The sequence below is a fragment of the Bacillus sp. GMs2/2 genome (genome assembly GCF_050172095.1).
Lineage (GTDB): Bacteria > Bacillota > Bacilli > Bacillales > Bacillaceae_G > Bacillus_A > Bacillus_A cereus.
Genome location: NZ_JBNLYE010000033.1, coordinates 17,234 through 29,227 on the forward strand (window position 1 = coordinate 17,234; position 11,994 = coordinate 29,227).

The following is an 11,994-nucleotide window of genomic DNA, read 5'->3' on the forward strand; positions in this document are numbered from 1 at the left end:
TATCGTGGAGAGAAGTTTATCTATGGAGTTAGTACGTGTAACAGAGGCTGCAGCTTTATCATCAGCGCGTTGGATGGGGCGCGGGAAAAAGGATGAGGCAGACGGTGCAGCAACATCAGCTATGCGTGATGTATTTGATACAATTCCGATGAAAGGTACAGTTGTAATTGGTGAAGGTGAGATGGATGAAGCACCAATGCTATATATCGGAGAGAAATTAGGTACAGGATATGGACCACGTGTAGACGTTGCGGTTGATCCTTTAGAAGGGACAAACATCGTAGCAGCTGGTGGCTGGAATGCTCTTGCTGTTATTGCAATTGCAGACCACGGTAATTTGTTACATGCCCCTGACATGTACATGGATAAAATCGCGGTTGGCCCAGAAGCAGTTGGGGCGGTAGACATTGATGCGCCTATTATTGATAACTTACGTGCAGTTGCGAAAGCGAAAAATAAAGATATTGAAGATGTTGTAGCGACAGTTTTAAATCGTCCACGTCATCAAGAAATTATCGAAGAAATTCGTAAAGCTGGTGCGCGCATTAAATTGATTAATGATGGAGATGTAGCTGGAGCGATTAATACAGCGTTTGATCGTACAGGTGTAGATATTTTATTTGGATCTGGTGGAGCACCTGAAGGTGTATTAGCAGCAGTTGCTTTAAAATGTTTAGGTGGAGAAATTCACGGAAAACTATTGCCACAAAACGAAGCTGAATTAGCGCGTTGTAAAAAAATGGGTATAGAAGACATTAATCGTATCCTTCGTATGGAGGACTTAGTAAAAGGTGACGATGCAATCTTTGCAGCAACAGGCGTAACAGATGGAGAACTATTACGCGGTGTTCAATTTAAAGGTAGCGTAGGAACAACGCAATCCCTTGTTATGCGCGCAAAATCAGGCACAGTTCGCTTCGTAGATGGTCGTCATAGCTTAAATAAAAAACCGAACTTGGTTATTAAGTAAAAGGTGGAAGCGGCTCGCTCAGAATCGCAGGACATTGGAACTCTCGACCTTGAAGCGCTCTTTGCTTCGAGTGAGAGAGTGAAATGACCGGAGATTCTAGCCGCTGGAACTGGATTTAAGTAAAAAGCGTAAGCAGCTCGTTCAGAATGGGAGGGGGATGGAGCTTCTGACGTAGAGGCGCTTTTTGCCTCGTAGGAAGAAGTGAAGCCACCGACCATTCTAGCTGCTGAAGCTGGATTAAATAAAAGGTGGAAGCGGCTCGATCAGAAAGGTTAAAATGGTCGACTTTTCTAACTATCGGAGCTGGAACTAAATTAAATAAGAAGCGAAGACAAATTTTCTTGTCTTCGCTTCTTGTATTTGTGTTCCAACGTATTGATTAAAACTAGATAAAAGGGTTACAATAGTGAATATTACCCTACTTGAACTTATTGCCTTTCATTATTAATTATTTGCCTTCCGTATTTTTTCCCTTTACCCATGAAAAAAGAGAATAACGTTAAAGTGTGGTGTCTGAATGAATTTGTCAATTGCAGCATTAGAAAACATGAAATTAAAAGAGTTATACGAGCTTGCGAAAGAATTTAAGATTTCGTATTATAGCAAATTAACGAAAAAAGAGTTAATTTTTTCTATTTTGAAAGCTCGAGCAGAAAAAGAAGGTTTCTTTTTCATGGAAGGCGTATTAGAAATTATTCAATCAGAAGGATTTGGATTCCTACGTCCTATCAACTATTCTCCAAGCTCAGAAGATATTTATATCTCAGCTTCGCAAATTCGTCGTTTCGATTTACGTAATGGAGATAAGGTTTCTGGTAAAGTACGACCTCCGAAAGAAAATGAACGCTATTTTGGGTTATTACAAGTTGAAGCTGTAAACGGAGATGATCCAGATTCAGCAAAAGAGCGTGTGCATTTCCCTGCATTAACACCATTATACCCAGATCGCCAAATGAAATTGGAAACGGAACCTAAAAAGTTACCGACACGCATCATGGATTTAATCGCACCAGTTGGATTTGGACAACGTGGTTTAATTGTTGCGCCTCCAAAGGCTGGTAAAACAAGTCTATTAAAAGAAATCGCGCATAGTGTTACAACAAATCATCCGGAAGCAGAATTAATTGTACTTTTAATTGATGAGCGTCCAGAGGAAGTAACAGACATTGAACGTTCTGTTAAAGGAGATGTTGTAAGTTCTACTTTTGATGAAGTGCCAGAAAATCATATTAAAGTAGCTGAGCTTGTGTTAGAACGTGCGATGCGTCTTGTAGAGCACAAGAAAGATGTTATCATTTTAATGGATAGTATTACCCGTTTAGCTCGAGCTTACAACCTCGTTATTCCACCAAGTGGTAGAACATTATCAGGTGGTATCGATCCAGCTGCCTTCCATAGACCGAAGCGTTTCTTTGGAGCTGCGCGTAATATTGAAGAAGGCGGTAGCTTAACAATTTTAGCAACAGCCCTTGTTGATACAGGATCACGTATGGACGATGTTATTTACGAGGAATTTAAAGGAACTGGAAATATGGAACTTCACTTAGATCGTTCATTAGCTGAACGTCGTATCTTCCCGGCGATCGATATTCGTCGTTCTGGTACACGTAAAGAAGATCTATTAATTCCAAAAGAACATTTAGACAAGTTATGGGGCATTCGTAAAACAATGCGTGATACACCAGACTTCGTTGAAAGTTTCTTACGTAAGCTTCGTCAAACGAAGACAAATGAAGAGTTTTTACAAAACATTGTTGCAGACTCAAAAAGGTATGTAACAACTAAGTAAAGGGAAAAAATCAGGACTCGCTTATTTTATAGTAAGCGAGTTTTTTATGCTGTTTAGGTGATATTAAAGAGAGAGATAAGTGAGAGAACCTTAGCTGGTCAGAGCTGAGCGAGCCACCTCCACTTTTAAGTTAATATCCAGCTCCAGCGGTTAGAATCTCCGGTCATTTCACTCTCTCGCTCGAAGCAAAAAGCGCTTCAAGGTCGAGAGTTGAAAGTGCCCTGCGATTCTGAACGAGCCGTCTCCACTTTAAGATAATATCCAGTTCCGGTGGCTAGCTCTTCGCATCTAAGAACCTTCCGCCCGAAAGGTAAAAAGCACCTTTAGGGCGAAAGAACCTTAGCTGGTCAGAGCTGAGCGAGCCACCTCCACTTTAAATTTAATATCCAGCTCCAGCGGCTAGAATGGTCGGTGGCTTCGCGTCTTCCTACGAGGCAAAAAGCGCCTCTACGTCAGAAGCTCCATCCCCCTCCCATTCTGAACGAGCCGCTTGCGCTTTTAAAATTAAAAAGACAAAAACAGGTAGTTGCAAAATGAAGTTAGCCTTGTTATAATTTCATCATATGTGTTTCATCAATATAGTTGTGTATGCAGCTGAAGATGAAAAACTCTGTTTCGAAAATGATTCAGGGCGGAAGGAGATGAAAAGAATGAAAGCAGGAATTCACCCAGATTACAAGAAAGTTGTATTCATGGACACAAACACAGGCTTCAAATTCTTAAGCGGATCTACTAAAGGATCTAACGAAACTGTTGAGTGGGAAGATGGTAACACTTATCCATTACTAAAAGTTGAGATCAGTTCTGATTCTCACCCATTCTACACTGGACGTCAGAAGTTTGCTACTGCAGACGGACGCGTTGACCGCTTCAATAAGAAATACGGTCTTAAGTAATAAAAACATAAAACAGGCAAGTGTATGTATTCGCTTGTCTGTTTTTTTTGCGAAAATATTATACCTTTACCCTACTTTTAACTGAAAAGTAGATGAAAGGAGAGCTTCATGTACTTAATAAATCAAAATGGCTGGATTGAAGTGATTTGCGGTAGTATGTTTTCTGGCAAGTCAGAAGAGCTAATCCGCCGTGTGCGCCGTACGCAATTTGCAAAACAACATGCAATTGTATTTAAACCATGTATTGATAATCGATATAGTGAAGAAGATGTAGTATCACATAACGGATTAAAGGTAAAAGCAGTTCCTGTTTCAGCTTCAAAGGATATATTTGAACATATTACAGAAGAGCTGGATGTTATTGCAATCGATGAGGTGCAATTTTTTGATGGGGACATTGTGGAAGTGGTGCAAGTATTGGCAAATCGTGGCTATCGTGTCATTGTAGCTGGTTTAGACCAAGATTTCCGTGGTCTACCATTTGGACAAGTTCCTCAGCTGATGGCGATTGCTGAACATGTGACAAAACTACAAGCAGTATGTTCTGTATGTGGATCTCCAGCAAGTCGTACACAACGATTAATTGATGGAGAACCAGCGGCATTTGATGATCCAATTATTTTAGTTGGAGCTTCAGAATCGTATGAACCGCGTTGTCGTCATTGTCATGCAGTACCTGCAAACAAAGATAAGTAAAACTCGCTGCGCAAGGCGGGTTTTTTTCAAAATAGAGAGAATGAGCGGTGTGAGCCGCTTACGCTTTTAAATATATCTAGTTCTGGTGGCTAGCTCTTCGCATCTAAGAACCTTCCGCCCAAAAGGTAAAAAGCACCTTTAGGTCGAAAGAACCTTAGCTGGTCAGAGCTGAAAGAGCCACCGCCACTTTTAAATATATTATCTAGCTCCAGCGGCTAGAATCTCCGGCGATTTCACTCTCTCGCTTGAAGCAAAAAGCGCTTCAAGGTCGAGAGTTGAAAGTGGCCTGCGATTCTGAAAGAGCCGCTTGTGCTTTTAAATATATCTAGTTCTGGTGGCTAGCTCTTCGCATCTAAGAACCTTTCGCCCAAAAGGTAAAAAGCACCTTTAGGTCGAAAGAACCTTAGCTGGTCAGAGCTGAAAGAGCCACCGCCACTTTTAAATATAATTTGCGTTTTTTTGAGTAAGTACCATATACTATTTGTATTAGATACTAGGATGTAGAGGTGAATGATGTGTTAGATCGTTTGCAAGCTGTAGAAAATCGTTATGAGAAGTTAAATGAATTGTTAAGTGATCCAGCGATTATTAGTGATTCGAATAAGCTTCGTGAATATTCAAAGGAACAGTCTGATATACAGGAAACGGTAGAGGTGTATCGTGAGTATAAGGATGTTCGTGAGCAATTAAAAGATGCGAAAGCAATGTTAGAAGATAAGTTAGACGCAGAAATGCGTGAAATGGTAAAAGAAGAAGTTTCTGAGTTAGAATCACAAGATAAAACATTATCAGAGCGTCTGAAAATTTTACTTGTTCCAAAAGACCCTAATGATGATAAGAACGTTATCGTTGAGGTTCGTGGAGCTGCTGGTGGAGACGAGGCAGCTTTATTTGCTGGTGACTTATACCGTATGTATAGCCGTTACGCTGAGGTACAGGGCTGGAAAACGGAGATTATTGAGGCTAGCTATACAGAGTTAGGTGGATATAAAGAGATTATCTTTATGATTAATGGTAAAGGTGCTTTCGCGAAGCTGAAATTCGAGAATGGTGCTCACCGTGTACAACGTGTTCCTGAAACGGAATCTGGTGGACGTATTCATACATCTACAGCAACTGTAGCTGTATTACCAGAGGCAGAAGAAGTAGAAATTGATATTCACGAGAAAGATGTTCGTGTTGATACATTCGCTTCTAGTGGACCTGGTGGACAGAGCGTTAATACAACGATGTCAGCGGTGCGTTTAACGCATTTACCGACTGGTGTAGTTGTATCTTGTCAGGATGAGAAATCACAGATCAAGAATAAAGAAAAAGCGATGAAAGTATTACGCGCACGTGTTTATGATAAGTTTAGACAAGAAGCGCAAGCTGAGTATGATCAAAACCGTAAACAAGCTGTTGGTACGGGAGATCGTTCAGAGCGTATTCGTACGTATAACTTCCCGCAAAACCGTGTTACAGACCATCGAATCGGTTTAACGATTCAAAAGCTAGATCAAATCTTACAAGGTAAGTTAGATGATTTCATCAATGCCTTAGTGATGGAAGATCAGGCTCAAAAGATGGAGGCAGCTGAGTAATGCGTGTCTATGAAGCCCTGAAATGGGCTTCTTCTTTTTTACAGGAAAATGGACGAGATGAAAATGCGGGAGAAATTGTCCTTTGTCATGTATTAAAGGTGAACAGAACAGGATTACTTATGAATATGCGTGAAGAAATAACTGAGGATCAAGAGAAAAGCTTTACGGAGTTTATCCACAAGCATGTAGAAGGTATTCCTATTCAATATATGATTGGTTATGAAATGTTTTATGGACGGTCTTTCTTTGTGAATGAAGAAGTATTAATACCAAGACCGGAAACAGAAGAGCTTATAGTGGGAGTATTAGAAAGAATCGAGCGCCATTTTGGTGATGAGAAACTACATGTAGCAGATATAGGTACAGGTAGTGGAGCGATTTCTATTACGCTTGCTTTAGAAAATAAAAATCTTCATGTTTATACAGTAGATATTGCACAAGAGTCGATTGAAGTTGCAAAAGAAAATGCAAAAGCTTTAGGTGCAGAAGTAACGTTCTATCACGGTGATTTATTGTTACCATTTCATAAAACGGGTCAAAAACTAGATGTTGTTGTTTCAAATCCTCCATATATACCGGAAGAGGATTGGCGTGGTCTTTCTCCTGTTGTGAAAGAGCATGAGCCGAAGAGAGCACTTGTTGGTGGTGAAGACGGATTAGATTTCTATCGCCGTTTTATGGAAGAATTGCCGAATGTGTTGCAGAAGAAAGCGATTGTGGCGTTTGAAATTGGAGTAGGACAAGGTGAGGATGTAAAAAGATTGTTACAACAAGCTTTTCCACATGCTCATGTTGAGGTTGTTTTCGATATTAACGGAAAAGATCGTATGGTATTTGCAGAGATGGAGTAAGGTTCACACCTTACTCTATTTTTTTGTGGAAAAATTCATATAGATTTTGAATTTAATAGTTTAGAAAGATGAAAGTCTGTCCACACTGTTTGTAGAAGGGACGGTGGAGGAAATGAAAAAACAAGTTATTGCTTATCTTCTTATACTATTAATTGGTGCACAGTTACTTGTGCAGTTTGGATATATGAAAGCTGATGCGAAAGGGCCTTCAGTTATTCCGAAAGAGGCCGTTCGATTAAGAATTTTAGCAAATAGTGATTCAGATAAAGACCAGGCATTAAAGCGTAAAGTGCGTGATGAAGTAAAAGCACAAATTGATGGATGGGTAGCGGATTTAACTTCATTTGAAGAGGCACGCAAAGTAATTCAAAGTCATATTCCAGAAATCGAGAAAACGGTGGAAAATACGTTAAAAAGAGAAGGAAGTAAAGATTCATTTCAAGTGAAATTTAGTAAGAATGTAAAGTTTCCTACAAAGGTATACGGGAATTTTATTTATCCAGCAGGAGAATATGAAGCAGTATTAATCACAATTGGAGAAGGTGAAGGGGCGAACTGGTGGTGTGTATTATTTCCACCAATGTGTTTCTTAGATTTTTCGAGTGGGACAGCTGTAAGAAAAGAAGAGCACGTTGTAAAGGCGGAATCTCCTGAAGAGGAGCAGGTGAAACAACTAGATGAGGAAGTAATAGATAAAGAAGAGAAGAAAGTAGATAAGGTAAAAGAAACGAAAGCTGTAAAGCAGGAAGTAGTAAAAAAAGTAACAGCTTCTGAAAAGAAAGTAGTAAAAAATGAAACAAAAGTCGAAGAGCAGCCTGTAAGTAAAGAAGAAATAAAAACTGTGGAAAAAGTGGAGAAACCTGTGGAGAAAAAACAAGAAAAACAAAATGAGTATGTAAAAGTAGAAGAGGAAGAAGAAAAGCCAGAAGTTAAATTGTTTATTGTAGAAGCTTTTACATCTTTATTCTCTAAATAGTACTATTAATAAATCCCTCTTCATATATAAAAATGAGGAGGGATTTATTATGAAGAAAGTGTATTTTGCTACGAAAGCAGATGTGGAAAGATTACATTCTTTTTTCGGACAAGCTAATAAAAAAGATGATAAAATAAATGAGTTGTACGCACAATTTATGATTTTGGAAGAGGCGGAAGAAATACGAGCTGTAATTGGTTATGAACAAAGTGGGGAAGATGTGCTTATTCGTTCTTGTTTATTCACACCTCATGTGGATAAACAGACTTTCTTATATTTTTTTGAAATGTTTTTGCAGTATATGAAAGAAAAAAGTGTTCAACAATTGTACTTACTAACAAATCATCCACAATCTGTACCGATCTTTCAGTTTTTTGACTTTTTTACTATAGAAAAGGATGAGGTTCCAGAGGGAATTCAACAACTAGAACATTTTTGTAAAAATATAAAAGAGCAGAATGCAATAATACTAAATTGTCAGCTATTCACAAAGTTATCCACGGATTAATTAGGTTTATCCACATTTTGTGGATAAACCTTGTTTGTCTTTTGGATAAATCTCATAGTAAACTAAAAATATACAAGTATTTAAGGGTAGAAAAGGACGTGGAAAAAAATGCATACAAACATGTGGGTTGTGGATAATGTTGTGGAAAGAAAAAAATATTATCCACAGTTACAAGAAGCAGCAAAATTATTAAGAGAAAATGAGGCGGTGGCTTTCCCTACGGAAACAGTATATGGGTTAGGTGCAAATGCGATGGATGATGAAGCAATCGCGAAAATTTTCGAAGCGAAAGGAAGACCGAGTGATAATCCACTCATTGTCCATATAGGTACAAAATCTCAGTTAGATGGGATTGTGAAAGAAATTCCACCAGTTGCAGAGAAGTTAATGGCGCATTTTTGGCCAGGACCATTAACAATTATTTTGCCGAGAAAAGAAGGGATTTCACAGAAGGTGACGGCAGGACTTAATACGGTTGGAGTAAGAATGCCTGATCATCCAATTGCACTTGCTCTTATTGAAGAGGCGAATGTACCTGTTGCAGCACCAAGTGCGAATCGTTCAGGGCGTCCAAGTCCAACATTAGCTTCTCACGTATATGAAGATTTGAATGGGAAGATTGCAGGTATTGTTGATGGTGGTGCAACTGGAGTAGGCGTTGAATCAACTGTAATTGATTGTACAAGCGCGGTTCCAACAATATTACGTCCAGGTGGGATTACGAAAGAACAATTAGAAGCGGTGATAGGTACTGTTTCTTTAGATCCAGCTTTAAAGGATGAGAAGGAAAAACCGAAATCGCCTGGAATGAAATACACACATTATGCGCCGAAAGCACCACTTAGTATTGTTGAGGGTTCACGTGAGTTTATTCAGCATCTTGTGGATGAGAAAAAGGAAGAAGGATTTAAAGTAGGCGTATTAACGACAGAAGAGTATCAGCATGTATATAGTGCAGATGTTATATTATCTTGTGGTGTTAGAAGTGACTTAGCTAGTGTTGCGACTAAATTATATGATGTACTTAGAACATTTGATGCAAGTGAAGTGGATGTTATTTTTAGTGAGTCATTCCCTAATGAAGGAATAGGGAATGCAATTATGAATCGTTTAACAAAAGCGGCAGGACATCATATTATTATTGAATGATAAGGTAAGATTAGCAAACAGAATATTTCTCCTTGGATAAGCATATTGTGAAGTAGCACGTCCAAGGAGGGGCATGAATGACGTTTGAACAGCTAATACCTTTAATAATTATGGCATTCGCCTTAGGGATGGATGCGTTCTCGGTGAGTCTTGGTATGGGGATGATACCCCTAAAGTTAAGACAAATCCTGTATATTGGTATGACGATAGGGATATTTCATATTATTATGCCGTTTATAGGAATGGTACTAGGTCGTTTTTTATCAGAGAAGTATGGAGATATCGCACATTTTGCGGGTGCTATTTTATTAATCGGACTAGGGTTTTATATCGTATATTCGAGCATTTTACAAAATGAAGAGACTAGAACAGCCCCTATTGGAATTAGTTTATTCGTATTTGCATTTGGCGTCAGTATAGATAGTTTCTCAGTAGGACTTAGTCTTGGTATTTATGGAGCACAAACAATTATTACGATTTTACTTTTTGGATTTGTTAGCATGTTATTAGCGTGGATGGGTTTATTAATTGGGAGACATGCGAAAGATATGCTCGGTACATATGGTGAGATAGTAGGTGGTATCATTTTAGTTGGGTTTGGATTATATATCCTTTTTCCTATATAATTTTATGTAGGAGGGAATTATGAACAAGCTATTGGAATGGTATGTTAAATTTTTAACCTTCTATCCTCGATGGCTAAGAAGACTTATAATTTGGGGTATTATTTTGCAAATTTCGATGTTAGGTTGGATTAAGTTAATTCGTGAATGGTGAGATAGTTCCTTTCTGTGAATATTTTGTTTGTACTATATTTATTGCGCTAAAAATTACAGATATAGAAAGGATGAGATGAATGACGAGATTGAAGCAAGTTTTTGGTATTATTATTAGTTTTTTTGTTTTTTGGTTTAGTATGCTCGGTGTACAAATGTTTGCTGAGTTTTTAGATATTGAGTCATTGAAATTTGTTGCGGGAAAGACTGAGGCGGCGCGTGCCTTTTACTCTCCGTACCCGTTTTTAATTGTTTTTCTTATTACATTGCTTTCCTTATACTTCTTCGTAATTAAGCTAGGGAAGCCGAAAAAAGAGAAAATGCCTACTTTAGAGGAAAAGAAGGAAGAATTACAATGATAAAATTCCCTGCTAAAAAGCAGGGGATTTTATATTTGAGTGATGGGAGGAATCTAGCCGCCTTGCTTTTAAATATATCCAGTTCCAGCGGCCAGCTCTTTGCATCTAAGAACCTCCCGCACGAAAGGTAAAAAGCACCTTTTGTGCGAGAGAACCTTAGCTGGTCAGAGCTAAACGGGCCACTTCCACTTTTAAACTGGCCTAACCAATTCAAATTGTTCTCCTAATTTTGCATAGTTGTGTCCTGCTAGGCGGCTTATTGGTTTGAGTCCTTCGGCGTGAATGCGCCCTTTTTCATATAGATGTTCGGCAACGTGGAAACGAACGACGCGTCCAATTAGTAGATCACAAGCTGGTGAGTCTTCCGTTCCGCCAAGTGGAATTGCACGTTCTAATACGCATTCCATTCGAATATTTGCTTCTTTTACACCTGGAACAGAGATGACTTCACTTTCGATTGGTGTTAGTTTTGCTAGTTCAATTTCACTTTCATTTGGCGGGAGATTAGCTGCTGTTTCGTTAATTGCTGCTACATATGATTCGTCAGAAATATGTACGACAAATTCTCCTTTTTCAATTGCGTTTCGGGAAGTGTCCTTTCTTTCTCCGGCTTTTCGTTGTACAGATACTGAGATAAGTGGTGGATTAGCAGCGACAATATTGAAATAACTATATGGTGCTCCGTTTAGTACGCCTTCTTTTGTTACAGAAGTAACGAATGCGACAGGACGAGGGATGATACTTCCAGTAAGTAATTTGTAATTATCTTTTTCAGTTTGTTCATTTGGATTAATGGATAACATGCTTGTAATCCCCTTTCTAAATATGAATACTTATTGTTTGTTTACAAGATAACGATGAGAAAATCCTGCTGGAAATAATATTTTGTTTCATAAAAAGAACTTACTTCAATTGTAATGAAGTAAGTTCTTTTTTCAAGAATCTCAAATTTGAGATAAAAATTAAAGTAAAACGTATGCGCCAGGTCCGATTAAAGCTACACCAACAGCGACAGCGATTAACATTAAGTTATATTCATATCCGTTTTGTGTTACCCAGTAACCATTTTTTCCGTGAACAGTGAAGATAGCCATTAACATTGTTCCAACGATAAATAATGAACCAACTACAATGAAAATACCTGATGCAAATAAGAAACCACCTAGTAATTCAGTTGCGCCAGCCATAAATGCCATAAATACACCAGGACGTAAACCGATTGACTCCATCCAGCCACCTGTTCCTTTTAAACCGTAACCGCCGAACCACCCAAATAATTTTTGAGCGCCATGACCCATGAATGTAATTCCTATAATAAGACGAATAATAAGTAGACCGAAATCCATCATTTTAAAAACCTCCTAAAAGTTATTAACTTACCTTACGTAAGTTAATAATAAAATAGTTACTTACTTTAGTCAAGTGGATTTTGAAAAAAGTT

The 11,994-nt window shown here is 38.5% G+C and carries 14 protein-coding genes; 12 read left to right on the forward strand and 2 right to left on the reverse strand.

Annotated features, from left to right (window positions below; translation table 11 throughout):
- Positions 1-4: 4 nt before the first annotated feature.
- The 12 genes from glpX (at position 5) to ACQGS6_RS07845 (ending at position 10,553) form a co-directional block, all read left to right on the forward strand.
- Positions 5-970, forward strand: coding sequence for a class II fructose-bisphosphatase (gene glpX, locus ACQGS6_RS07790; protein WP_000442340.1), 966 nt, complete (start codon positions 5-7; stop codon positions 968-970).
- Between the two features lie 517 nt (positions 971-1,487).
- Positions 1,488-2,759: a transcription termination factor Rho gene (rho, locus tag ACQGS6_RS07795; RefSeq protein ID WP_001053903.1), complete on the forward strand. Its 1,272-nt coding sequence runs from the start codon at positions 1,488-1,490 to the stop codon at positions 2,757-2,759.
- A 650-nt stretch (positions 2,760-3,409) separates the two neighbouring features.
- Positions 3,410-3,655, forward strand: a complete 246-nt coding sequence (locus ACQGS6_RS07800) for a type B 50S ribosomal protein L31 (RefSeq protein WP_000643433.1) — start codon at positions 3,410-3,412, stop codon at positions 3,653-3,655.
- A 108-nt stretch (positions 3,656-3,763) separates the two neighbouring features.
- On the forward strand, positions 3,764-4,351 hold the full coding sequence (locus ACQGS6_RS07805; RefSeq protein WP_000280859.1) for a thymidine kinase: 588 nt from the start codon (positions 3,764-3,766) through the stop codon (positions 4,349-4,351).
- Positions 4,352-4,866: 515 nt separating this feature from the next.
- A complete protein-coding gene (gene prfA, locus ACQGS6_RS07810; RefSeq protein ID WP_000887064.1) occupies positions 4,867-5,934 on the forward strand; it encodes a peptide chain release factor 1 in 1,068 nt (355 codons plus the stop codon).
- Positions 5,934-6,785, forward strand: coding sequence for a peptide chain release factor N(5)-glutamine methyltransferase (prmC, locus tag ACQGS6_RS07815; protein WP_326318545.1), 852 nt, complete (start codon positions 5,934-5,936; stop codon positions 6,783-6,785). Before prfA ends, prmC begins: the two co-directional genes overlap by 1 nt.
- Before the next feature lie 112 nt (positions 6,786-6,897).
- Positions 6,898-7,761 (forward strand): stage II sporulation protein R, encoded by an 864-nt coding sequence (gene spoIIR, locus ACQGS6_RS07820; RefSeq protein ID WP_000745063.1) that lies wholly within the window; start codon positions 6,898-6,900, stop codon positions 7,759-7,761.
- A gap of 49 nt (positions 7,762-7,810) precedes the next feature.
- Positions 7,811-8,269, forward strand: coding sequence for a mechanosensitive ion channel protein (locus tag ACQGS6_RS07825; RefSeq protein ID WP_000758437.1), 459 nt, complete (start codon positions 7,811-7,813; stop codon positions 8,267-8,269).
- A 108-nt stretch (positions 8,270-8,377) separates the two neighbouring features.
- On the forward strand, positions 8,378-9,418 hold the full coding sequence (locus tag ACQGS6_RS07830; protein WP_000557359.1) for an L-threonylcarbamoyladenylate synthase: 1,041 nt from the start codon (positions 8,378-8,380) through the stop codon (positions 9,416-9,418).
- 77 nt (positions 9,419-9,495) lie between these two features.
- Positions 9,496-10,044, forward strand: coding sequence for a manganese efflux pump MntP family protein (locus tag ACQGS6_RS07835; protein ID WP_000142463.1), 549 nt, complete (start codon positions 9,496-9,498; stop codon positions 10,042-10,044).
- A 19-nt stretch (positions 10,045-10,063) separates the two neighbouring features.
- The gene (locus tag ACQGS6_RS07840) at positions 10,064-10,195 is read left to right on the forward strand and encodes a hypothetical protein (protein ID WP_001037636.1); all 132 of its coding nucleotides are present in this window, start codon (positions 10,064-10,066) and stop codon (positions 10,193-10,195) included.
- 79 nt (positions 10,196-10,274) lie between these two features.
- A complete protein-coding gene (locus tag ACQGS6_RS07845; protein WP_000197472.1) occupies positions 10,275-10,553 on the forward strand; it encodes a DUF3935 domain-containing protein in 279 nt (92 codons plus the stop codon).
- A gap of 191 nt (positions 10,554-10,744) precedes the next feature.
- Here ACQGS6_RS07845 and ACQGS6_RS07850 read toward each other — a convergent pair whose 3' ends face one another.
- The gene (locus ACQGS6_RS07850; RefSeq protein ID WP_000949055.1) at positions 10,745-11,356 is read right to left on the reverse strand and encodes a flavin reductase family protein; all 612 of its coding nucleotides are present in this window, start codon (positions 11,354-11,356) and stop codon (positions 10,745-10,747) included.
- Between the two features lie 159 nt (positions 11,357-11,515).
- Positions 11,516-11,902, reverse strand: coding sequence for a DoxX family protein (locus tag ACQGS6_RS07855; protein ID WP_000968616.1), 387 nt, complete (start codon positions 11,900-11,902; stop codon positions 11,516-11,518).
- Between the last annotated feature and the right edge of the window lie 92 nt (positions 11,903-11,994).